The 21748-nt window shown below is 74.4% G+C and carries 21 protein-coding genes; 14 read left to right on the forward strand and 7 right to left on the reverse strand.

Translation table 11 applies throughout. From position 1 onward, the window contains the following. The 7 genes from ACFQ11_RS07895 to ACFQ11_RS07925 all read left to right on the forward strand — a co-directional run. The coding region (locus ACFQ11_RS07895; RefSeq protein WP_378297276.1) for a phosphopantetheine-binding protein at positions 1-295 on the forward strand (295 nt) is incomplete at its 5' end. A gap of 18 nt (positions 296-313) precedes the next feature. After that, positions 314-1933, forward strand: coding sequence for an MFS transporter (locus ACFQ11_RS07900; protein WP_378297277.1), 1620 nt, complete (start codon positions 314-316; stop codon positions 1931-1933). Then, positions 1930-2706 (forward strand): alpha/beta fold hydrolase, encoded by a 777-nt coding sequence (locus ACFQ11_RS07905; protein ID WP_378297278.1) that lies wholly within the window; start codon positions 1930-1932, stop codon positions 2704-2706. Before ACFQ11_RS07900 ends, ACFQ11_RS07905 begins: the two co-directional genes overlap by 4 nt. Further along, a complete protein-coding gene (locus tag ACFQ11_RS07910) occupies positions 2703-4820 on the forward strand; it encodes a glycosyltransferase family 39 protein (protein ID WP_378297280.1) in 2118 nt (705 codons plus the stop codon). The genes ACFQ11_RS07905 and ACFQ11_RS07910 overlap by 4 nt, the downstream gene beginning before the upstream one ends. A 28-nt stretch (positions 4821-4848) precedes the next feature. Continuing rightward, entirely contained in the window at positions 4849-5835 is a 987-nt protein-coding gene (gene rfbB, locus ACFQ11_RS07915) for a dTDP-glucose 4,6-dehydratase (protein WP_378297282.1), read from the forward strand. Positions 5836-5857: 22 nt separating this feature from the next. Then, positions 5858-7117, forward strand: coding sequence for a class I SAM-dependent methyltransferase (locus tag ACFQ11_RS07920; RefSeq protein WP_378297284.1), 1260 nt, complete (start codon positions 5858-5860; stop codon positions 7115-7117). A 109-nt stretch (positions 7118-7226) separates the two neighbouring features. After that, the gene (locus ACFQ11_RS07925) at positions 7227-7757 is read left to right on the forward strand and encodes an SRPBCC domain-containing protein (protein WP_378297286.1); all 531 of its coding nucleotides are present in this window, start codon (positions 7227-7229) and stop codon (positions 7755-7757) included. Here ACFQ11_RS07925 and rfbD read toward each other — a convergent pair. From rfbD to ACFQ11_RS07955, 6 genes are read right to left on the reverse strand one after another with little or no spacing between them, the layout of a single operon-like run. Then, the gene (gene rfbD / locus ACFQ11_RS07930) at positions 7733-8629 is read right to left on the reverse strand and encodes a dTDP-4-dehydrorhamnose reductase (protein ID WP_378297287.1); all 897 of its coding nucleotides are present in this window, start codon (positions 8627-8629) and stop codon (positions 7733-7735) included. The two genes, ACFQ11_RS07925 and rfbD, sit on opposite strands and share 25 nt — an antisense overlap. Continuing rightward, complete coding sequence (locus tag ACFQ11_RS07935; RefSeq protein ID WP_378297288.1) at positions 8626-10170, reverse strand: FAD-binding oxidoreductase; 1545 nt, start codon at positions 10168-10170, stop codon at positions 8626-8628. Before ACFQ11_RS07935 ends, rfbD begins: the two co-directional genes overlap by 4 nt. A gap of 11 nt (positions 10171-10181) precedes the next feature. After that, positions 10182-10964, reverse strand: a complete 783-nt coding sequence (locus tag ACFQ11_RS07940) for an SDR family oxidoreductase (RefSeq protein ID WP_378297289.1) — start codon at positions 10962-10964, stop codon at positions 10182-10184. Positions 10965-11019: 55 nt separating this feature from the next. After that, positions 11020-11367, reverse strand: coding sequence for an MmcQ/YjbR family DNA-binding protein (locus ACFQ11_RS07945; protein ID WP_378297290.1), 348 nt, complete (start codon positions 11365-11367; stop codon positions 11020-11022). Between the two features lie 12 nt (positions 11368-11379). Further along, complete coding sequence (locus ACFQ11_RS07950) at positions 11380-12657, reverse strand: activator-dependent family glycosyltransferase (RefSeq protein WP_378297291.1); 1278 nt, start codon at positions 12655-12657, stop codon at positions 11380-11382. A 44-nt stretch (positions 12658-12701) separates the two neighbouring features. Beyond that, a complete protein-coding gene (locus ACFQ11_RS07955; RefSeq protein ID WP_378297292.1) occupies positions 12702-13754 on the reverse strand; it encodes a methyltransferase in 1053 nt (350 codons plus the stop codon). Positions 13755-14062: 308 nt separating this feature from the next. Here ACFQ11_RS07955 and ACFQ11_RS07960 point away from each other — a divergent pair, with 308 nt between their 5' ends. From ACFQ11_RS07960 to ACFQ11_RS07975, 4 genes are all read left to right on the forward strand, one after another. Further along, complete coding sequence (locus tag ACFQ11_RS07960; protein ID WP_378297294.1) at positions 14063-14275, forward strand: MbtH family protein; 213 nt, start codon at positions 14063-14065, stop codon at positions 14273-14275. A gap of 41 nt (positions 14276-14316) precedes the next feature. Then, the gene (locus ACFQ11_RS07965) at positions 14317-15471 is read left to right on the forward strand and encodes an epoxide hydrolase family protein (RefSeq protein ID WP_378297295.1); all 1155 of its coding nucleotides are present in this window, start codon (positions 14317-14319) and stop codon (positions 15469-15471) included. 13 nt (positions 15472-15484) lie between these two features. Beyond that, on the forward strand, positions 15485-16729 hold the full coding sequence (locus ACFQ11_RS07970) for a cytochrome P450 family protein (RefSeq protein WP_378297296.1): 1245 nt from the start codon (positions 15485-15487) through the stop codon (positions 16727-16729). A 143-nt stretch (positions 16730-16872) separates the two neighbouring features. Continuing rightward, on the forward strand, positions 16873-17931 hold the full coding sequence (locus tag ACFQ11_RS07975; RefSeq protein ID WP_378297297.1) for an alpha/beta fold hydrolase: 1059 nt from the start codon (positions 16873-16875) through the stop codon (positions 17929-17931). Between the two features lie 119 nt (positions 17932-18050). Here ACFQ11_RS07975 and ACFQ11_RS07980 read toward each other — a convergent pair whose 3' ends face one another. Beyond that, positions 18051-19232: an acyl-CoA dehydrogenase family protein gene (locus ACFQ11_RS07980; protein WP_378297298.1), complete on the reverse strand. Its 1182-nt coding sequence runs from the start codon at positions 19230-19232 to the stop codon at positions 18051-18053. A gap of 232 nt (positions 19233-19464) precedes the next feature. On the opposite strand from ACFQ11_RS07980, the gene ACFQ11_RS07985 reads away from it, so the two are divergent. The 3 genes from ACFQ11_RS07985 (at position 19465) to ACFQ11_RS07995 (ending at position 21738) form a co-directional block, all read left to right on the forward strand. Next, a complete protein-coding gene (locus ACFQ11_RS07985; protein ID WP_378297299.1) occupies positions 19465-19893 on the forward strand; it encodes an SgcJ/EcaC family oxidoreductase in 429 nt (142 codons plus the stop codon). Between the two features lie 49 nt (positions 19894-19942). Beyond that, the gene (locus tag ACFQ11_RS07990) at positions 19943-21373 is read left to right on the forward strand and encodes an FAD-dependent oxidoreductase (RefSeq protein WP_378297300.1); all 1431 of its coding nucleotides are present in this window, start codon (positions 19943-19945) and stop codon (positions 21371-21373) included. A 77-nt stretch (positions 21374-21450) separates the two neighbouring features. Next, a complete protein-coding gene (locus tag ACFQ11_RS07995) occupies positions 21451-21738 on the forward strand; it encodes an STAS domain-containing protein (RefSeq protein ID WP_378297301.1) in 288 nt (95 codons plus the stop codon). Positions 21739-21748: the final 10 nt, after the last annotated feature.

Consider the following 21748-nt stretch of genomic DNA (forward strand, 5'->3'; position numbering starts at 1 on the left):
CGCGCGTGACGACGGGCGCGGCGCGGCCGCCGCCCGCGACGGCGCCCGCGACGGCGCCCGCGACGGCGTCCGGGAGGTGCTGCGCGCCGCCTTCGCCGAGGTCCTCGGCGTCGCCACGGTCGACGCCCACGTCAGCTTCTTCGAGCTCGGCGGCCAGTCGCTGCTGGCGATGCGGCTCATCCGCCGCGTCCAGGAGCGCACCGGCGCCGAGTTGTCGATGGCCGACCTGTTCGACGCCCCCACCGTGGCCGAGCTGGCGGACAAGATCGCCGTGCGGCCGGCGGACGGCGGCTGACACCGTCCGGAGGTACACATGAACACCAGCACGACCGTCGCGGCGGGGGCGCCCGCGCGAGCGGGACGGCGCGAGTGGTTCGGCGTCGTGGTGATCTCGCTGCCGACGCTGCTGATGTCGGTCGACCTGAGCGTGCTCTTCCTCGCCCTGCCGAATCTGAGCGCCGACCTGGCCCCGAGCGGGGCGCAGCAGCTGTGGATCGTGGACGTCTACGGGCTGATGCTGGCCTCGTTCCTCATCCCGATGGGCACTCTCGGGGACCGCCTCGGCAGGCGGGCCCTGCTGCTGGCCGGGGCCGCCGCGTTCGGCGCGGCGTCCGTCTGGGCCGCGTTCGCCGGCGGCCCGGGGTCGCTGATCGCCGCCCGCGCTGCGATGGGCATCGCGGGCGCGACGCTGGCGCCGTGCTCGCTGGCGCTGATCAACAGCATGTTCGCCGACCCGAGGCAGCGCGGGGCGGCCGTCGCCGTCTGGATGAGCTGCTTCATGGGCGGCTCGGTCTTCGGGCCCATCGTCGGCGGCGTGATGCTGGCGAACTGGTGGTGGGGGTCGGTGTTCCTGCTCGCCGTGCCCGTCACCGTGCTGCTGCTGGCCACCGGCCCGGTGCTGCTGCCCGAGTCGCGCGACCCGGCGGCCGGACGCCCGGACCCGGTCAGCGTGGCGCTGGCGCCCGCGGCGCTGCTGCCGGTGATGTACGGCATCACGGAAGGGGCGCGGAACGGCTGGGGGCCGGCACCGGTCGTCGTCGCGGTCCTCGGCCTCGCCGGCGGCGCGGTCTTCGTGCGGCGGCAGACCCGGCTCGCCCGTCCCGTGCTCGACCTGAGCCTGTTCCGCAACCGCACCTACCGGCCCGCGCTGGTGCTCAGCGTGGCGGGCGGCGCCATCCAGGGCGGCGGGCTGCTGATGGCCTACCTCCATCTCCAGTCGGTGGCGGACCTGTCGCCGCTGGCGGCCGGGGCGTGGATGATCCCGGCGACGCTCGCGATGGTCCTCGGCATCATGCTGGGCTCCGGCCTCAGCCGGAGGCTGCGGCCCGCGCACATCACCGCCGGGGGGCTCGGGCTGTCGACGGCCGGGTACCTGCTGGTCACCCAGGTCGGCGCGGGCCCGGGCGTCCCGCTGCTGATGGTGGTCGGGTTCACGGTCGCCATGGCGGGGATCGGCCCCGGCATCTCGCTCGGCTACGGCATGGTGCTCGAGGCCGTCCCGCCCGCGAAGGCCGGCGCGGCCTCGGCCACGGTGGAGGCCGGCGGCCAGTTCGGCGTCGCGACCGGCATCGCCGTCCTCGGCAGCATCGGGGCCGCCGTCTACCGGGACCGCCTCGACGTCCCCGGCGGGGTCCCCGCCGGCGTCGCCGACGCCGTCCGGGAGGGCGTGACCGGCGCCGTCGCGGTCGCGCCGACCCTCCCCGGACGGCTGGGCGGCGAGCTGCTCGACTCCGCGCGCGACGCGTTCACGGCCGGGCTGCACTCCGTGGCGGTGGTGGGCGCGGCCATGTTCGTCGTCCTCGCCGGATACGTGCTCGTGGCCCTCAGGCACGTGCCCCCGGTGGGGGGAGCGCCCCCCGCGGAGGGCCCGCCCGAAGCCGCCGGACGCCCGTCCCGCGCCGCCGCCGTCACCGACGAAAGGGAACCGGAATGAACACCGTGGTTTCGAAGGACGGAACCGAGATCGCCTACGATCGCCTCGGCGAGGGGCCCCCGGTCGTCCTGATGGGCGGCGCCCTCAACGACCGGGCGACCTGCGCCCCGATCGCCGAGCTGCTCCGGCACCGCTTCACCACGTTCAACTACGACCGCCGGGGCCGCGGGGCGAGCGGCGACACCGAGCCCTACTCCGTCGAGCGGGAGATCGAGGACCTCCAGTGCGTCCTGGAGGAGGCCGGCGGGTCGGCGTGCCTGTTCGCCAACTGCACCGGCGGCATGCTCGCCCTGGAGGCGGTGTCGCGGGGGCTGCCCGTCACGAGGCTGGCGCTGTACGAGCCGCCGTACATCGTCGACGACAGCCACCCGCGCCTCGACGACGCCTACGTCGAGCGGCTCGACGCGCTGCTGGCCGAGGGACGGCGCGGCGACGCGGTCGAGCACTTCCTCGTCCGCGCCGTCGGGTTCCCGGCGGAGGTGATGGGGCACATCCGGCAGTCCCCCGCCTGGGCGGGGCTGGAGGCGCTCGCGCCGTCGCTGCCGCACGAGGCCGCCATCGCCGGCGACAACTCGCTGCCACGCGAGCGGGTCTCCGCCGTCACGGTCCCCACCCTCGTCATCGACGGCACGGAGAGCCCGCCGTTCCAGCGCACCGCGATGGCGGAACTGGCCGGGATCCTCCCCGACGCCGACTACCGCTCCCTGGAGGGCCAGAACCACAAGCTCGACCCCGCCCTGGTCGCCCCTCTCCTCGAGGAGTTCTTCGCATGAGAACCGAATCGGCGCGCCCCGGGGCGCGCGCCCGGGCGGACGAGGGCGCGGCCCCGGCGCACCGGAGGCTCACGTCCCTCTGGTGGGCCGGAATGGCCGGGTGCCTCGCGGTCGCGCTCGCGTTGCGCACCTGGCACACCGCGGACGACGTGGGGCTGGGGAACTCCTACTACACGGCCACCGCGCTGAGCATGTCCAAGGACTGGGTCTCGTTCCTCACCGGGAGCCTGGACACGGGCCACTTCATCACCATGGACAAGCCGCCCGTCGGCCTCTGGCCGTCGGCCGTCCTCATCGGCGTGTTCGGGGTGAACTGGGCGACGGTGTTCCTGCCGAACGCGGTGGCGGGCACCGCCTCCGTGCTCGTCCTCGCCCTGGCGGTGCGCGAGGGCGGCGGCGACTCCCCGGCCGCCCGGGCCACCGCGCTGCTCGCCGCGCTCGGACTGGCGGTCAGCCCCATCAACGTCGCGATCGAACGGGACAACAACCCCGACGCGATGCTGCTGCTGGTGACGCTGCTCGCCGCCTGGCTGACGCTGCGCGCGATCCGGCGGGGGCGGCTGCGGCCGCTGCTCGGGGCCGGGGCACTGGTCGGGCTCGGCTTCGACATCAAGTACCTGGAGGCGTACGTCGTGCTGCCGGCGCTGGCGCTGGCGTGGCTCGTCGCCGGCGCCGTCCCGATCCGGCGCCGCATCGGGTGGCTGGCGGCCGCGGCCGTGCCCCTCGTCGCCGTGAGCGCGGCATGGCCCGTGCTGTTCAGGCTGGTCCCGTCCGGTGAGCGGCCGTGGGTCGGGAACAGCACCGACGGCACCGTGGCCAGCCGGATCGGGCAGATCTTCCAGCAGCACCTGCAGACCAAGACCGGGGCCCGGCCGGACGACATGGGCGCCCAGATCGTGCACGCCTTCGAGACGGGCCAGGCGTTCCACGCGGGCCAGGCCGGGGCGGCGCGGCTGTTCGACGGGGTGCTGGCCGACCAGGTGTCCTGGTGGCTGCCGCTGGCGGTCGTGGGCGCGGTGACGGTCGCCTACGACCTGCGGCGCCGCAGCGGCGGACCGGACGGGCCGTCGCCCTGGGCCGGATGGGCGCTGTGGACCGGGTGGGCGGTGTGCGCGTGGGGCGTGTTCAGCTTCATGCAGGGGGTCCTGCACCCCTACTACACGAGCCTGCTCGTGCCCGCGCTGGCGGCGCTGGCGGCGGCCGGCCTGGTCACGGCGTGGTCGGCATGGCGGCGCGGCGAGGCCTTCGGCATCGCCGCGCTGGCCGCGCACGTCCTGGCCGCGGCGGCCTGGGCCGCCTGGGTTCTGCACGACACCTCCGCGCAGTACCCCGGGTGGCTGCCCCCGGTCGTCATCACGGCGGGCGTCCTGGCGGCGGCGGCGCTCGCGTCCCCCCGGGGCGTCACGGCCGTGGCGGCCGCCGCGGCGGCGGCCACGGCGGTCGCCGCGCTGGCGGCGCCGCTGGTCTGGTCGGTGAAGACCACGCAGACGCGCCTGCTCGGCATCAACCCGCTGGCCAACCAGGACGGGCGCTTCCGGCTCGCGGGACTGCCGCCCCCGGTCGGCGAGGGCATCCTCGGCGTGATCGAGGGGTCGCGGCACGTCGACCCGGCGCTGCTCGGCTACCTGATCCGCAACCAGGGGGACGCCCGGTGGATCGTGGCCGTCCCGAGCGGGCTCCAGGGCGCCCCGATGATCATCGCGTCCGACGGGCGGCCGGTGCTGGCGATGGGCGGCTTCGACGGCTCGAACCCGACCCCCACCCCGGAGCGGTTCCGGCGGCTGGTGGCCGACGGCGACATCCGGTTCGTCCTGGCGAGCCCGCCCGGGCCGGGCTTCACCGGGTTCGGCTCGGGCCCCTCGGCGCAGGTGTCGGCCTGGGCGCTCGAGGCGTGCCGCCCGGTCGACCCGCGAACCGGCCGCGCCCCCCAGGGCGGCCCGCCGCAAGGCGCACCCCCGCAAGGCGCCCCGCCGCAAGGCGCACCGCCGCAGGGCACGCCCCCGCAGGGCACGCCCCCGCAAGGCGCACCTCCGCAGGGTGGGCCGCCGCAGGGTGGGCCGCAGGGCGGGCCGCCCGGGTTGATCCTTCTCGACTGCGTCGGCGCGGCCGCGTGACCGCGTCCACCGGCATCCAGAGGCCAGCATGAGAATTCTCGTCACCGGCGGAGCCGGGTTCATCGGCTCGGAGTTCGTCAGGTCCACCCTGGGCGGGGAACTGCCCGGATCGGCCGGCACCCGGGTCACGGTCCTCGACCGCCTCACCTATTCCGGGAACCCGGCCAACCTCGCGGCGGTCGCCGACCACCCGGACTACCGTTTCGTGCACGGCGACATCGCCGACCCGGTGATCGTCGACGAGGTGACCGCGGGCCAGGACGCGATCGTGCACTTCGCCGCCGAGACCCACGTCGACCGGTCGATCGTCAGCGCCGCCGAGTTCGTCCGCACCAACGTGCTCGGGACGCAGACCCTGCTGGAGGCCGCCGACCGGAACGGCGTCGGACGCTTCGTGCACGTCTCCACCGACGAGGTGTACGGCTCGATCGAACACGGGTCGTGGACCGAGCGGTCGCCCGTCGCGCCCAACATGCCGTACGCGGCCGCGAAGGCGGGGGCCGACCTGCTGGCGCTCGCCTGGCACCGCACCCGCGGCCTGGACATCGTGGTGACCCGGTGCACCAACAACTACGGGCACTACCAGTACCCGGAAAAGATCATCCCGCTGTTCGTGACGAACCTGTTCGACGGCCGGCCGGTCCCGCTGTACGGCGACGGCCGCAACTCGCGGGACTGGCTGCACGTGTCCGACCACTGCCGCGCCATCCAGCTCGTCCTGCGGGGCGGGCGCGCCGGGGAGGTCTACCACATCGGCGGCGGCACCGAGCTGACGAACCGCGAGCTCACCGGCCGGCTGCTGGCCGCGTGCGGCGCCGGCTGGGACATGGTGACCCGCGTCCCGGATCGGCAGGGTCACGACCTGCGCTACTCGCTGGACATCACCAAGATCCGCGAAGAGCTGGGCTACGAGCCGCGCGTCGCGTTCGAGGACGGGCTGGCGGCGACCGTCGCGTGGTACCGGGCGAACCGGCCCTGGTGGGAACCGCTGAAGTCGGCGCTCGTGCCGAGCTGAGAACATCTGGAGGACAGGAAGAATGCAACCCATGGTGCGGCCCGTCGACCGCTGCCGCGTGTGCGGGCGGGACGACTGGCTCGACGTCCTCTCGTTCGGCGAGACCCTGCTGGCGGGCGATTTCCAGGACCCGGCGGACCCCCCGGGCGACCGCTACCCGCTCGACGTCGCGGTGTGCCGCGAGTGCCGGCTGATGAGCCTGCGGCACGTCGTCTCCCCGGAGAAGCTGTTCGAGCACTACCTCTACGTCTCCTCCGACTCCGGCCTGATCACGGGCCATTCCCGGCGGCTCGTCGAGCACTCCGTCGCCGGCCTCGGGCTGGCGGAGGGCGACCTGGTCGTCGAGCTGGGCAGCAACGTCGGCGCGCAGCTCGCGATGTTCCAGGAGGCGGGCCTGCGGACGGTGGGCGTGGACCCCGCGCGCAACCTCGCGGCGGCCGCCAACGAGCGCGGCGTCGAGACGCTCCCGGAGTACTTCACCACCGCCGCGGCGGTCCGGGTCGCCGAACGGCACGGCCCCGCGCGGATGGTGCTCGGGCGGCAGTGCTTCGCCCACATCGACGACGTCCACGAGGTCCTGGACGGCGCCACGAGGCTGCTCACCGCGGACGGGGTCCTCGCGATCGAGGTCCCGTATCTGGTGGAGCTGCTGGCGAACAACCAGTTCGACACCATTTTCCACGAGCACCTGTCGTACTTCTCCCTCGGCACCCTGCACCGGCTGTTCGGCGGGCACGGGCTGCGCGTGTTCGACGTCTGGACGGCTCCGGTGCACGGCGGGTCGATCGTGGTGTTCGCGACCCCCGAGGCGTCGCCGCGCCCGACGCGTCCCGTGGTCGGGGAGATGCTCGCCGACGAGCGGGCGCGGGGCCTCACCGGGGAGGACGTCTACCGGCGGTTCGCCGCCAGGGTCGAGCGGGTGCGGGCCGAGATCGGCGACCTGGTGCGCGGCCTGGTCGCCGGGGGCGCGACGGTGGCCGGGTACGGGGCGCCCGCGAAGGGCAGCGCGCTGCTCCAGGCCTGCGGCCTCGGCCGGGCCGAGGTGGCGTTCTGCACCGACACGACCTCGCTGAAGCAGGGACGGCTCCTGCCCGGCTCCCGGATACCGGTGTGCTCGCCGGAGGAGGGGACGGCGCGGCGGCCCGACTACTTCCTGCTCCTCGCCTGGAACTACGCCGAGGAGATCATCCGGAAGGAGCGGCGTTTCCTGGAGGACGGCGGGCGGTTCATCGTGCCGATCCCCGAGCCGCGGATCGTCTCCGCGCAGACCGTGACGGCCTGAGCCCCCGCCGCGGCGCCCCGTGGCGCCCGCCGGGAGACCGGGTGTCCATGGCCGGCGGTCCCGTTCGTCGGGAGGGTGACATCACCGACTCATGCGAGGAGGACGGAGAATGACCGAGTCCGCGCTCCGCCCCGATGTGGGCCTCACCCTCGACGCGGTGTCGGGCAGGCCGGTGCTGCGGTTCGAGCAGGCCTACGCCCATCCCGCCGAACGGGTGTGGCGGGCCCTGACCGACGGCGCCGAGCTGTCCGAGTGGACGCCGTGGCGGGTGGAGATCGACCCGGTGCCCGGCGGCCGGATCACGCTGGCGTTCGGCGGTGGCGAGCCGTCGCGGGGCGTGGTCACGGCCGCCGAGGAGCACCGGGAGCTCGCCTTCCGCTGGCCGGGCATACCCGGCAGCGCGGACGACGAGATCCTGCGGTGGACGCTGCGGCCGGCGGCGGACGGCTCGGTGCTCGCCCTGCACGTCACCCTCCAGGACATCGGGCACGCGCCGCAGAGCGCGGCCGGCTACCACCTCTCGCTGGAGCACCTCGGCGCGCTGCTGTCGGGCGGCCCGGTCCGGAGGGCGGCCGATCCGCCCTCCGACCCCCGGTTCCGGTCGCTCGTCGAGCACTACACGGCGGTCCTGCCGGCCTGACCCGCCGAACGCGGGAGCGCCGCCGCGAGCGCGTCCCGCCAGTGCCGCATCGGAGGCAGGCCCGCCCGCTCCCACGCCCCGTGGCCGAGCACCGTGTACCGGGGGCGCCGCCCCGGCCCGGGGAAGCGGCCGCCGTCCACCGGGCGGACCCGGTCCGGGTCCGCGCCGAGCAGGCGGAACACCTCCCGGGCCAGCTCGTGGCGGGTGGCGGACCCCGCGTTGGTGGCGTGGAAGACGCCGGTGGCGCCGCGGGCGGCCAGGGCGGCGATCCGGTGCGCGGCGTCGGCCGCCCAGGTGGGCTGCCCCCGCTCGTCGTCGACGGCGTCGACGGTCTCGCGGGTCCGCTCCGCCTCGACCATCATGCTGACGAAGTCCGTTCCGTACCGGCTGTGGAGCCACGCGGTGCGGACGATCGTTCCCGCGTCGCTGAGCACGTCGGCGACGGCCCGCTCCCCGGCGAGCTTGGTGCGGCCGTAGGCGTTGAGGGGCGCGGGCGGCGCGTCCTCCGCGTACGGGCACCGGGCGCCGCCGTCGAAGACGTAGTCGGTGGACACGTGGACGAGGCGGACGCCGGTCTCCGCGCACACCTCGGCGATCCCCCGCACGGCGTCGCCGTTGACGCGGCGCGCGTCGTCCTCGTGCGCCTCCGCCTCGTGGAACCGGGTCCACGCCGCGCAGTTGACCAGGACGCGGGGCCGGTGCCGGAGGACCGCGGCGCGGACGGCCGCGGTGTCGGTCACGTCGAGTTCCGCACGCGGCGGCGCGGCGAACTCGCGGCCCGCGCCGCGCAGCACGTCGGCGAGCTCCCGGCCGAGCACCCCGCCCGCCCCCGTGATGAGCCAGCGGCCGCCCGGCTCCCCGGCCCCCGTCACTTCGGCGGCCTCACCGACAACGCGTGCCGGAAGACGTTCAGCGGGTCGTAGCGCCGCTTGACGTCCTGGAGCCGCGCGTAGCCGTCCCCGTAGTAGAGGGCGTGCCAGGGAACGCCGGACGTGTTCCACTCCGGGTCGGCGAGGTCGACGTCGGGGTAGCCGATGTACGCGCCGTCGCCGGGCGCGGGGACTCCCCCGGTGCCGGCGTGGACGTCCCGGTAGAACCGGCGGATCCAGTCGACGCGGGCGTCGTCCAGTTCCGGGGAATCCCACCGCCCGCCGCAGAACATCGCCTTCAGGACCGCGTCCCGGTGGCGGCTGGCCGTGGCGTCCGGCGCGACCGCGCCGATCCGGCCCCCGTACCCCGACAGCACCAGGCACGCGGCCGGGTCGTCCAGGGCGGGGTCGGTCAGGTAGGACCAGGCCGTCGCGAGCTGGTCGCCGGTGAAGCCGCGGCGCAGGTAGGACGACTTGTTCTTGTAGCGGCCGGCGGGGTCGGGCGGCCAGTTGAACGACGGCATCCACGTGCTCCACCACGGCACCACGTCGTGCTCGTCGGCGGCGGGCTCGACGCCGGTCCCGGCGGTGAGCGCCCGGTACTGCCCGTCCAGGACGGCGGCGGCGCGGGGCACGGCCTCGTCGATCACCGAGATCAGCCCGAACGAGCCCGCCGATCGGTGGTTGACGACGAGGTTGCTCCACAGGTGCGCGGCCGGCGTGTCCGGTGCGCTGTTCGCCTCGTGCCAGGCGGCGAAGTTGCGGACGACGGCGGCGAAGGCGTCCTCGGTCATGCCGTCCCACGACCAGGCGATCGAGCGCCGGTGGACCCGGGCGGGCGCCGCGGGCAGCAGCTCGCCCGGCCCGAGCCGGGCCGCGGGGACGCCGCCGGAACGGGCGTCCGGGACGCGGAACCAGTACCGCGTCACCACGCCGAAGCTGCCGCCTCCCCCGCCGGTGTGCGCCCACCAGAGGTCGCGGTGCGGGTCGCCGGGTTCCCGCGTGGCGACGATCGCCCGCGCCTCCCCGGCGGCGTCGACGACCACGACCTCGACGGCGTACAGGTGGTCGACGACGAGTCCGTCCCGGCGCGACAGGTGCCCGTACCCGCCGGCGGCGACGTGCCCGCCCATCCCGACGTCGAAGCAGGTGCCGCCGGGGATCGTCACGCCCCAGCGGGTGAACAGCGTGCGGTAGACGTGGCCGAGCGTCGCCCCGGCCCCGACCGCGAACGCGCGGCGGCGCTCGTCGAAGGACACCTCCGACAGCGGCGAGACGTCCAGCAGGACCTCGATGTCGGGCGAGGAGGCGAAGTCCTCGAAACAGTGGCCGCCGCCGCGCACCGCGACGCGCTTTCCGGCGGCCACCGCCTCCCGCAGCGCCGCGGCGACCTCGGCGGCCGACGCGGCCACCCGCACGTACTCGGGGCGGGCGCCGAAGCGGTGGTTGTAGACGTCCAGCAGGCTCGGGTAGCGGGGGTCGCCGGGCCGCACCGTCGCCGTTCCGGGCGGCGCGGGGGCCGGGGGGTTCTCGGTCGGGGACACGGGACTCTCCCTCAGTTGTGGTACTGGCCACCGTTGACGTCGAGGCAGTGGCCGGTGACCGCCCGCGCCAGGTCCGAGAGCAGGAAGACGATCGCGTCCGCCACCTCCTCGGGTTCCTGGAGCCTGCGGCGGTCGATCCCGGCGGCCGTCTCGTCGTAGACGCGCTGCACGGGCACGCCGCGCTCCCGGGCCGCGTGCGCGAAGTGCGTCTTGACCGCGTCCGCCCAGATCAAGCCGGGCGCGATCGTGTTGACCCGGACGCCCCGCGGGCCCAGTTCGGACGACAGCGCCTGCGTGAGCGTCGTCAGCGCGGTCTTGGCCATCTTGTACACGCCCAGCGAGCGCGGCGATTCCCGGATCACGCTGGAGGCCACCATGACGACCGAGCCGCCGCGCTCGGCGAGGCGGTCCGCGAACAGCTGGGTGAGGCGCAGCGGCGCCACCACGTCCACGGCGAGACCGGCGGTGACGGAGTCGGCCTCCAGGCTCATCAGGTCGGCGGGCGGGGTCGGTGCGGCGGCGTTGTTGACCAGGGCGTCCACGTGCCCGAAGGCGTCGACGGCCCGGCCGGCCAGCGCCTCGGCCGCCGCGGCGTCGGTGATGTCGGTGGGCACGGCCAGCGCGCGGCGCCCCAGCGCCTCGACCTCCGCGGCGATGGCGGCGAGGCGGCCCGCGTCGCGGGCCGCCAGCACGACGTCCGCGCCGGCGGCGGCGCAGCGCACCGCCGTGGCGCGGCCGAGGCCGGGGCCGGCCCCGGAGACGACGACGACCTTGTCCCGCAGCAGTCCGTTCATGTTCCTCCTTCACGGCCGGCCGCGGGACGTCGCCGGATCGGCGAGGACGCCCCGGTCAGCCGGCGTCGTAGGCGGCGACGACGCGCTTGGGCGCCTTGTTCCGCCAGGCGTGCTCGACGAGTTCCCGCAGCCGTTCCGGGGCGACCTTCGCCAGGTCCACCCGGAGGCCGACGAAGATCTGGGTGGCGGCCTTGCGCCACACCTCCTCGAAGACGTCCGGGTCGGCGGCGACGGCGGCCGCGGCCTCCTCCTGCGCGACCGACACCACCGCGGTCTCGCCGCCCTTCTCCACCCCGGCGAAGGGCTTCCCCCGGACCTTGAAGGTGGGCAGGCGGAAGTGCGTGGTCTCCTCCACCTCGGGGAACGCGGTCGCGTAGCTGCGGATGTCGTCCAGAGTGATCATGGATGCGGCTCCTCATGCTCGGGTCGGCCCGGCCGGCGCCGTCGGCGCGCCGGCCGCCAGCCTCTCCAGTGTGCCGACCGCGTCGCCCGGTGCGGGATCGGCCAGCGTCTCCCGGCGCAGCCGCTCGGCGGCCGCGCCGAACCGCGGTTCGTCCAGCAGCCGCGCCACCGCGTCGCGGACGGCCTCGGGGGTGGCGTCGTCGAGGGGGACGGCCAGCCCGGCCCCCGTGTCCCGCAGCAGGTCGGCGCGGACCGTGGAGTCCCCCAGCTTGGGGATGGTGAGCTGCGGGACGCCGTGCCGCATCGCGGTGGAGGAGACCCCGAAGCCGCCCATGTGCACGACGGCCGAGCAGGTCGGCAGGAGCGCGTCCATCGGCACGAAGTCCACCAGCCGCACGTTCTCCGGCGGGTCGGCGGCCTCGTCCCCGCCCTGGAGCGTGGCGATCACCTCGACGTCCAGTCCGGCGAGCGCCTCGAGGGTGGACGGCCCCAGCAGCTCGGTCCCGAGCAGCCCGCGCTGGGTGAGCCCGGCCGTGACGCACACCCGGGGCCGCCGGGGCGGCTCGCGGAGCCAGTCCGGGATCTCGCCGGGGCCGTTGTAGGGGATGTAGCGGACGGGAACGGTCGGCACGTCCAGCGGCAGCCGCATGCTCCCCGGCGACTGGTCGATCGTCCACTGGCCGGTGAACAGCTCCTCGTCGAAGGAGGAACCGAACCGCTCGGCCTCGGCGCCCAGCCAGTCGCGGAAGGGGTCCGTGCGCCGCCCCGGCGGCCGGGCGGCCAGCAGTTCGACGAAGCGCCGCCGCGCCCTGACCCACACGTCCACGCCCCAGGTCACGCGCGCGTGCGGGACGCCGGCGACCCGGGCCGCCAGGGCGGCGGAGAAGGTGAACGGCTCCCACAGCACCAGGTCGGGCCGCCAGTCGCGGACATGCCCGACCAGCCCGTCGACCATGCCGCGGTTGAACCATTTCCAGGCGTGCTCGACCTGCTCGTCGAAGTAGGCGTGCAGGTCGTCCCACCCCATCCGGTGGCCGCCGCGGGCGACGTCGGTGACCCGCTGGACCCACTCGTCCCAGTCCCCGCGGCGGACCCGGTCCGCGACCACCGACTGCCAGTCGTGCCCGGGGGCGACCTCGGCGACGGGCAGGCCGGTCTGCAGGACCGTGTCGACGAGCGGCCGCTGCGTGGCGACCCGGACGTCGTGCCCGGCGACGCGCAACGCCCACGCGATCGGCACCATGGGAAAGAAGTGCGTCTTCTCGGCGTAGGCGGCGAACAGAACGCGCATTCGGTCACTCCTCTTCTTCGCCGTCGGCCCGGCGCCCGGCGGGTCTAGACCGGCCGGGCCTCGGTGATGGGCAGGCCCTTCGTCCGCACGACCCGCACCGGCTCCAGGTCCGCCTCCCGCATCAGCTCCTCCAGCCGGGGAAGGGACCGGCTTCCGCCGCCGCGCATCGTCAGCAGCAGCAGGTCGTAGAGCTTGCCCCAGCTGAACTCGTCGCCCGGTTCCAGCAGCGGCTCGACGATCAGCAGCCGGCTGCCGGGCCGCATGGCCGCGCGCACCGCCCGCAGCACCCGCGCCGCCCCGTCGTCGCCCACGTCGTACAGGACGCGTTTGAGGACGTAGGCGTCGGCGCCGGAGGGGACCGACTCGTAGAAACTGCCGCCCACCACCGAGCAGCGGTCGGCGACGCCCTGCTCGGCCAGGACGGCTCCGGCGCCCGCGACGACGTGCGGCTGGTCGAACAGGACGCCGCGCATCCCCGGATGGGCCGCGAGCAGCGCCGCGACGAAGGCCCCGCTGCCGCCGCCGATGTCGGCGACGGTCCCGAACGCGCCCCACTCGTAGGCGGGGACCAGGGCCCGGATCTCCCGCCGGGTCACCGCGCGCTGCGATGCGTCGAACCGGGCGCTCTCCTCCGGGTGCCGTTCCATGTACTCCCAGTAGCTCTGGCCGTGCGCGAGGTCGAACGCGGCCCGCCCCGTCCGCAGGCTGTGGTCGAGCAGCGCCCACGCCTGGACGTCCGCGGGGATCAGCGGATAGGCGTCCCGCAGCGATCGCGGGTGATCGCTGCGCAGCGGCTGGCCCAGCGGGGTGAGCCCGAAGACCTCGGGCGCGGTCTCGGTGAACACCCCGCGGCCGGCCAGCGCGCGCATGGCCTTCAGCAGCGCGGGCGCGTGCGTCCCGGTCGCCGCGGCCAGCTCGCCCACCGGGCGGGGCCCCTCCGCGAGGAGGTCGGCGATCCCGAGGTCGCAGATCGCGCGGAGCGTGAACGGGACGATGTAGTCGGCCATCTCCGTCAGCCGCGCGACGGAGTGGGCGGCCACGGACGCGTCGGCGGCCGGTGCCGCGGCCGGGCCGGTCGCCTGTCTGGGAACGGTCATTGCGGAGACTCCTCGGAACACGCCGTGGTGACGCACTGCTCAAGAGGCACTGCCCAAGCGGCACTGCCCAAGCGGCACTGCGCAGAATGCACTGCGCAAAATGCACTGCCCAATGCACGCAGTGATCAGGTTCTCGGGCGGTGAGCGGCACCGCATCTTTGACCGTGCGGCGCATCCGGGCTTTCCCGCCCATCGGCGTCGCGCACGTCCGCCGATTCGGCAACGGCGAAGATGCGGGGTTCCGCCTTCCGGTGCGACGGTCTTGGTGTCTTCGCCGAAAGGCGTCTTCGCCGATCAAAAGGGCTGACATGCCGAATCCGTTCGATGACGAGAACCTGACGTTCGTGGTCCTGGCCGACGGCGAGGGGCGGTATTCGCTGTGGCCGGAGTCCATCGGCGTCCCCGCCGGATGGCGGGTGGTCCACGGCCCGGCGCAGCGCGCCGAATGCCTGGGGTTCGTCCGGGCGAACTGGACCGACATGCGGCCGCCCGCGGTGCGCCGGCGGGCGACGGCGCCGTGACCAGCCAGACCGCAGAGCACGACCGGACAGATGGGTGGGCCATGCGTCCTTTCAGGATCGAGATCCCGCAAGCCGACATCGACGATCTGCACCGGCGTATCGCCGAGACCAGGTGGGCGGGAGCGCTGCCCGGCGTCGGGTGGGAACGCGGGGTGCCGCCGGACTATCTGAAGGACCTCGCCGGGTACTGGCGCACCGGCTACGACTGGCGGGCCGCCGAGGCCCGGCTGAACGAGATCCCGCAGTTCATCACCGAGATCGACGGCCAGCCGGTCCACTTCATGCACGTCCGCTCCCCCGAGCCCGACGCCCTGCCGCTGCTGCTCACGCACGGCTGGCCCGGTTCCGTGGCCGAGTTCGAGCCGGTCATCGGCCCGCTCACCGACCCGCGGCGGCACGGCGGCGACCCGGCGGACGCGTTCCACCTGGTGATCCCGTCGCTGCCCGGATACGGCTTCTCCAGCCCGCTCCGCGAGACCGGGTGGGACGTGCCGCGGATCGCCGCCGCCTGGGCGGAGCTGATGCGCCGCCTCGGCTACGACGCCTACGGGGCGCAGGGAGGCGACGCGGGTTCCGTGATCTCCCTGCAACTCGGCAGGCACGCCCCGGACCGGGTGCGGGGCGTGCACGTCAACATGCTCATGGCGTTCCCCACCGGCGACCCCGCCGAGCTGGAGGGGCTGAGCGAGCAGGAGCAGGCGCGGCTGGGCGCGCTCGCGCGCTTCGACGCCGAGCTGTCCGCCTACATGAAGATCATGGCGACCCGGCCGCAGACCCTGGCGTACGCGCTGCACGACTCGCCGGTCGGCCAGCTCGCCTGGATCGTGGAGAAGTTCGGGGAGTGGACGGACTCGGCGGGCGTCCCCGAGGACGCCGTCGACCGCGACCAGATGCTCACCAACGCCTCGATCTACTGGTTCACGCGGACGATCGGCTCCTCGGCGCACTTCTACTACGAGGGCGCGGAGGCCGTCCGGCAGGCCGCGTCGGGCGTGGTGCCGCCGCCCGTCCCCGTGCCCGTCGGCGTCGCCGTCTTCCCGCACGACATCTTCCTTCCGGTCCGCCGCTTCGCGGACCGCGACCTGCCGTCCATTTCGCACTGGACCGAGTTCGACCGCGGCGGCCACTTCGCCGCCATGGAACAGCCCGAGCTCCTCGTCGGCGACGTCCGGGCGTTCTTCCGCTCGCTGAAGTGATTGGAGACATCTGATGGACAACCGCTGCCCGGTGCATCTGGACACCACGGGACGCGACATCCACGGCGAGGCCGCCGCCCTGCGCGCCGAGGGGCCCGCGGTGCTGGTCGGTCTCCCGGGGGGAGTGTGCGCCTGGTCGGTCAACAGCGAGAGCGGCATCAGGAGGCTGCTCACCGACCCCCGGGTCACCAAGAGCGCGCGCAACCACTGGCCGGCGTTCATCAACGGGGAGATCCCGCCCGACTGGGAGATGATCAGCTGGATCGCGATGGACAACATGGTCACCGCCTACGGCAAGGACCACGTCCGGCTGCGCAGGCTGGTCGGCAAGGCGTTCACCCCGCGCCGGACCACGGCGATCAGGCCGCGGGTCGTGCAGCTGACGAACGAGTTGCTGGACGCGCTCGCCGAGACGGAGCCGGGCGAGGTCGTGGACCTGCGCGAGCGCTTCGCCTACCCGCTGCCGGCCCGGCTGGTGGCCGACCTCATCGGCATGTCCGAGGAGGCGCGCGCCGAGACGGCGAAGGTCATCGACATGATGGTCGACACCACCGTCTCCCCCGAGCAGGCGCAGGCCGTGCTGGCGGGATGGCGGGGAGCGATGGCCGAGCTGATCGCGGCGAAGCGGCGCGAGCCGGGCGAGGACATCACCAGCGACCTGATCGCGGCGCGGGACGAGGACGGGTCCAGGCTCAGCGAGCAGGAGCTCACCGACACCATCTTCGCGATCCTGGGGGCCGGGTCGGAGACCACCATCAACTTCTTCGACAACGCCATCACCGCCCTGCTCACCCACCCCGAGCAGCGCGACCTGGTGCTGAGCGGCCGGGCGAGCTGGGACGACGTCATCGAGGAGACGCTGCGCGCGGAATCGCCGCTGGCGCACCTGCCGCTGCGGTACGCCGTCGAGGACATCGAGCTCGACGGCGTGACCATCCCGAAGGGCGACCCGATCCTGGTCAACTACAGCGCGGTCGGCCGCGACCCGGCACTGCACGGCGACGACGCGGACCGGTTCGACCTCACCCGTCCCGACAAGGCGCACCTGTCCTTCGGGCACGGGCCGCACTACTGCCTCGGCGCCGGCGTGGCGAGGATGGTGGCCACCGTCGGCCTGTCGAGCCTGTTCGAGCGGTTCCCCGGCATGGAGCTGGCGGTGCCGCGCGGGGAGCTGCGCCCGCTGCCGACGTTCATCATGAACGGGCACCGGTCGCTGCCCGTCCGCCTCACGGCGCGCTCGTCCGCCGCGCCGGTGTGACCGGGCGGTGAGGCAGCGATGAGAAACCGTCGCCGCGCCGGTCTGCACTCCTGACCCGTCGGCGACATCGGGGGGCGGCGGCCGGCGCCGCCGCACGCGGACGGGCTCGCCCGTTCATCGGCCCCACATGAAGGGAACCCCCCATGTCGCAAGACGAGCCCACGGCCTCCCGGGAGAGGGAGGCCGCCCGTCCCGTCCGCGTCCGCCGCAGGAACTGGCTGCGCGGCGGCATGTGCGCCATAGGCGCGGCGGCCGTGATGCTGCTCGGCGCGGCGGGGACCGCGGCGGTCCCCGCCGCCGCCTCCCCGGCCGCCTCCGAGACCGCGCCCCTGCCGGGCTTCCACCATGGCCGGGTGGCGGTGGACGGCGGCTACCTGCACTACGTGCGCGGCGGGTCCGGACCGGCGCTCGTGCTCCTGCACGGCTGGCCCGAGACCTGGTGGGAGTGGCACAAGGTGATGCCGGAACTGGCGAAGAACCACACGGTCGTCGCCTTCGACCTGCCCGGGCTGGGAAGGTCCAGCGTGCCGCCGGACGGCTACGACGCCGCGACCGTCGCCGCGCGCGTTCACCAGGGCGTGGCCGGGATCGGCCTCGACCGGGTCGGGATCCTCGCGCACGACCTGGGCGTCCTCGTCGGGTACGCGTACGCCCGCGACTTCCCGGACGGCGTCTCCCGGATCGCCGTCCTGGACTCGCCGCTGAACGCGTTCGGGCTCGAGCAGGCGTACGGCCTCAGCTGGCACTTCCAGTTCAACCAGACCGCCAAGCCGGTGCCGGAGAACATCATCGACGACGCCGAGCACGTCCGGACCTACCTGGGCTGGCTGTTCGGCTCCGCGCGCCACCCCGGCAGGATCGACCAGGAGCGGTACTTCCGCGCGTACTCCGCCCCGGACCGCCGCAGCGCCGGCTTCGAGTACTACCGCGCGTTCCCGGAGAACGCCGCCGACAACCGGGCGAACGCGCACAGGAAGCTGACGATGCCGGTGCTGGCGATGGGCGCCCAGTACGCGTTCGGGCCGGCCGTGGCCGAGTCGTTCCGCGCCGTGGCCACCGACGTCCGCCAGGTCGTGGCGCCCGACTCGGGGCACTGGATCCCGGAGGAGAACGCCGGGTTCCTGCGGGCGTGCGCGACGCTGTTCTTCGGGCCCGAACCGCAGGAGCCGCCGGCGGGCGACCTCGCCTCCTGCGCTCCCTGACCAGCGCCGCCCCCGCCGCCGGCCGTCGCCGGCGCACCCGCAGGGGAACCGCCGCCCGCATCGTCGCGGGCGGCGGTCTCCGCGTGGGGCGCGCGGGCCGGGGAGGCGGCCCGCGGCCGTCAGATGTAGAGGGTGTCGGGCTCCAGGCCGCACAGCACGCGCCCGTACAGCTCGTCGTTGGTGTCGGGGTGCATCAGGGCGTGCATCCCGATCGCGTGCAGGTCCCGCGCGATGCGCTGGATCGGCACGTCGCTGTAGATGGACGACCCGCCGCTGGCCTCGTTGAGGACGTCGGCGGCCTGCTTCGACAGCCGCACGGCCCGGCCCATGTCGGCGCGGGCGCGGACCCGCTCCTCCAGCGTCCACGGGCCGTTCCCGGCGCCCTTGGAGTCGACCAGGTCGGCGAGGCGGTGCGCGTGGAACACCGCCTCGTCGACCTGCATGGTGGCCTCGGCGAGCTGCAGATGCGTCAGCGGCGCCTCGTTCTGGTTCTCGTAACCGGTGTAGGTGATCTTCCTGGTGGGGAGCCGCTCGACGAACTCGGCCCGCGCGGCGGCGGCGAGGCCGACGGCGGTGCCGACCGACAGCGCCGAGGCGGTCGGCAGCAGCGGCGCCCGGAACACCGGCGAGCCGGCGTTGGCCCGGGAGGCGTACTGCTCGGCGAGCACCAGCGGGAGCGGGAGCACCCGCTCGTTCGGGACGAACACCTCGCTCGCGACGGTGCTGACGCTGCCGGTGCCGCGCAGCCCGGAGGTGTCCCAGTCGTCGACGATCTCCAGTTCGTCCATCGGCACCACCGTCATGATCGGCCAGAAGCCGCCGTCCGGCGCGGGCGCCATCGCCACGACGACCTGCCAGCGGGCGTGGTGGGCGCCGCTGATGAACCCCCACTTGCCGTTGAGCACGAGCCCGCCGTCCGCCGGCACGCACATGCCGGTCGGGCTCAGCGTCCCGCAGAGCCGGACGTCGGGGTCGGCGAAGACCACGTCCTGCACCTCGTCGGGCAGCAGCCCGGCCATCCAGGTGGTGATGGCGTTGACGCCGGTGACCCACGCCGCCGACCCGTCGCCCTTGGCGAGTTCGGCGATGACGTCGACCGCGGTGCGGTTGTCGGCTTCCAGCCCGCCGTAACGGGCCGGGAGCCGCAGCCTGAAGAACCCGGCCTCGGACAGGGCCCGGACGGCGTCCTCGTGCAGGCGGCGGTTCCGTTCGTTCCAGGATGCGTGCGACTTGAGCAGGGGCGTCAGCTCGGACGCGCTGCGGACCAGTTCGTCCCGCGTTGGTGCCTGGGCGAGTGCCACCCTGTCCTCCTTCGAAGAAACGTCCACGATCGATGGGAATCCTGGCAGCCGAATGGACGCGCGGACATCCGTTGGCGTGCTTTTTTCGATTTTGCAGAGCAATTCGGAAGATTGTCGCCACGAGCGCGGAGTGGGAGGGTCGGTAGGTGCGGACGAATTACTCGCCGCCGGGCGGGCGTCCCCCGAACGGGTCCGTTCGCCGAGAATTGCGAGAGAGCACGGAGAAATGTAAATGGCAGCGAACGCGTCGTCCTCCGCCCCCGGCCCCTCCGCCGACGACCAGGCCGCTCTGGCGGGCCTCCCGCAGCGCCTCGTCGAGGTGTGGGCCGCCCACGACGCCGACGGTTTCGGCGACCTGTTCACCGAGGACGGCACCCTCGTCCTGCCCGGCGTGTACCAGGCGGGCCGGGACGCGATCCGCTCGTTCATGCGCGAGGCGTTCGCCGGCGTCTACAAGGGCACCCGGGTGACCGGGAAGCCCGTCAACGCGCGGTTCCTCGCGCCCGGTGTCGCCCTGCTCATCACGGAGGGGGGCGTCATCGAGGCGGGCCGGACGGAACTGGCCGACGAGGCCGCCATCCGGGCCGGCTGGCTGGCGGTCAAGCAGGACGGCGAATGGCTGCTGGCGGCGTACCAGAACAGCCCGCGGGACCCGGCCTGACCCGGCGGCGCGCTCTCTTTCTGCACAGTCACGACCATCAGGAGGCGACGTGACCACATCGGACAGGCAAGCGGACGGACGGGCCGGCGACGGGCGGGTCGGGGAGCGGGCGGTGGTGCTCGGCGGGAGCATGGCGGGGCTGCTGGCCGCCCGGGTGCTCGCCGAGTCCTACGCCGAGGTCGTGATCGTGGACCGGGACAGGCTGACCGGGGTGACGACGCCCCGGCGCGGCGTCCCGCAGGGACGGCACGTCCACGGGCTGCTCGCGCGCGGGCAGCAGATCCTCGACGAGCTGTTCCCCGGGTTCACCGAGCGCGCGGTGGCGGCCGGGATCCCCACCGCCGACCTCGGCGAGCTGCGCTGGTTCTTCAACGGCCGGCGGACCAGGCCGGCGCCCACCGGCCTGGTCTGCGTCTCCGCGGACCGCCCGGTGCTGGAGAGCCACGTCCGGGAGGGGGTGGCGGCCTGGGAGAACGTGCGGTTCGCGGAGGAGACCGACATCCTCGACCTCGTCGCCACCGGCGACGGGGCCGCGGTGACCGGCGTGCGCGTCCGGCGCCGCGCGGAGGGGGCCGAGCCCGAGGTCGTCGACGCGGACCTGGTCGTGGACGCCACCGGGCGGGGGTCCCGCACGCCCGTGTGGCTGGAGGAACTGGGCTATTCCCGGCCCGCCGAGGAACGCATCAAGATCGACCTGACCTACACCACCCGCCACTACCGGCTGCCGGACGAGACCGTCCTGAACGGGGACATGTCGATCAACCCGGTGTCCTCGCCGTCGCATCCGCGCGGCGCGTTCTTCTCGCGGATCGACGGCGGCCGCAGCATCGTCTCGCTCACCGGCGTGCTGGGCGACGGCGCGCCCACCGACCCCGAAGGGTTCCTGGAGTGGACCAGGACGCTGCCGGTGCCCGACGTCCATGACGTCATCAAGGACGCGGAGCCGCTCGACGACCCGGTCGCCTTCACGTATCCGGCGAGCGTCCGGCGCCGCTACGAGGACCTGGAGCGCCTCCCCGCCCGGCTGCTGGTGGTCGGGGACGCGGCCTGCAGCTTCAACCCCGTCTACGGGCAGGGCATGACCGTCGCCGCGATGGAGGCGCTGACGCTGCGCGCGCACCTGCGCCGGGGAAGGCCCGAGCCGCTGCCGTTCCAGAAGGACATCGCCGCGGTCATCGAGGCCCCCTGGCAGATCTCGGCGGGCGGGGACCTCGCCTTCCCCGAGGTGGAGGGGCCGCGCACGCCCATGGTGGAGATGACGAACGCCTACATGGCGCTGCTCCAGTCGGCGATGACGCGGGACCCGCAGGTGACCCGCGCGTTCATGCGGGTGGCCGGGCTGGTCGATCCCCCCGACGGGCTGATGAGCCCGGAGATGATCTACCGGGTCCTGAAGAACGGGACCCCGCCGGCCGCCCCGCCGGGTCCCGCCGGGAGGCCCCCGGCCCCGGCGGCGTCCGGGAAGACGGCGGCGGGCTGACGCGCCGTCCGCCCGCCACGGCCGGGGCGACGCCGCCCCGGCCGTCCCCGTCCCGCCCCCGGTCGCAGGAGTCCGCCATGTCCGCCCCCGGCGTGCTGACCATCGGCCCGTCCCTCGCCCCGGCCGATGTCGGCGCGCTGTGCGAGCGGCTGCGGGCGATCATGCGCGACGGGGGCGTCCGCGAGGTGGTCTGCGACGTGGCCGCGGTGACGGAGCCGGACGTCACGACGCTCCAGGCGCTCGCCCGGCTGCAGCTCACCGCGAAGCGGCTCGGCGGGCGCGTCGTGCTCGCGCGGCCGGGCGAGCGGCTGAGCGGCCTGCTGCGGCTGACCGGGTTCGGCGAGATCCTGCCCGTGGCCGAGTGAACGCGCGTCC

The sequence above is a fragment of the Actinomadura sediminis genome (assembly GCF_042675525.1).
Taxonomy (GTDB): domain Bacteria; phylum Actinomycetota; class Actinomycetes; order Streptosporangiales; family Streptosporangiaceae; genus Spirillospora; species Spirillospora sediminis.

Coding starts and splice junctions, on each gene's coding strand:
- ACFQ11_RS07900 (WP_378297277.1), top strand. CDS start 314: ATGAACACCAGCACGACCGTCGCGGCGGGGGCGCCCGCGCGAGCGGGA.
- ACFQ11_RS07905 (WP_378297278.1), top strand. CDS start 1,930: ATGAACACCGTGGTTTCGAAGGACGGAACCGAGATCGCCTACGATCGC.
- ACFQ11_RS07910 (WP_378297280.1), top strand. CDS start 2,703: ATGAGAACCGAATCGGCGCGCCCCGGGGCGCGCGCCCGGGCGGACGAG.
- rfbB (WP_378297282.1), top strand. CDS start 4,849: ATGAGAATTCTCGTCACCGGCGGAGCCGGGTTCATCGGCTCGGAGTTC.
- ACFQ11_RS07920 (WP_378297284.1), top strand. CDS start 5,858: ATGCAACCCATGGTGCGGCCCGTCGACCGCTGCCGCGTGTGCGGGCGG.
- ACFQ11_RS07925 (WP_378297286.1), top strand. CDS start 7,227: ATGACCGAGTCCGCGCTCCGCCCCGATGTGGGCCTCACCCTCGACGCG.
- ACFQ11_RS07940 (WP_378297289.1), bottom strand. CDS start 10,964: ATGAACGGACTGCTGCGGGACAAGGTCGTCGTCGTCTCCGGGGCCGGC.
- ACFQ11_RS07945 (WP_378297290.1), bottom strand. CDS start 11,367: ATGATCACTCTGGACGACATCCGCAGCTACGCGACCGCGTTCCCCGAG.
- ACFQ11_RS07950 (WP_378297291.1), bottom strand. CDS start 12,657: ATGCGCGTTCTGTTCGCCGCCTACGCCGAGAAGACGCACTTCTTTCCC.
- ACFQ11_RS07955 (WP_378297292.1), bottom strand. CDS start 13,754: ATGACCGTTCCCAGACAGGCGACCGGCCCGGCCGCGGCACCGGCCGCC.
- ACFQ11_RS07960 (WP_378297294.1), top strand. CDS start 14,063: ATGCCGAATCCGTTCGATGACGAGAACCTGACGTTCGTGGTCCTGGCC.
- ACFQ11_RS07965 (WP_378297295.1), top strand. CDS start 14,317: ATGCGTCCTTTCAGGATCGAGATCCCGCAAGCCGACATCGACGATCTG.
- ACFQ11_RS07970 (WP_378297296.1), top strand. CDS start 15,485: ATGGACAACCGCTGCCCGGTGCATCTGGACACCACGGGACGCGACATC.
- ACFQ11_RS07975 (WP_378297297.1), top strand. CDS start 16,873: ATGTCGCAAGACGAGCCCACGGCCTCCCGGGAGAGGGAGGCCGCCCGT.
- ACFQ11_RS07985 (WP_378297299.1), top strand. CDS start 19,465: ATGGCAGCGAACGCGTCGTCCTCCGCCCCCGGCCCCTCCGCCGACGAC.
- ACFQ11_RS07995 (WP_378297301.1), top strand. CDS start 21,451: ATGTCCGCCCCCGGCGTGCTGACCATCGGCCCGTCCCTCGCCCCGGCC.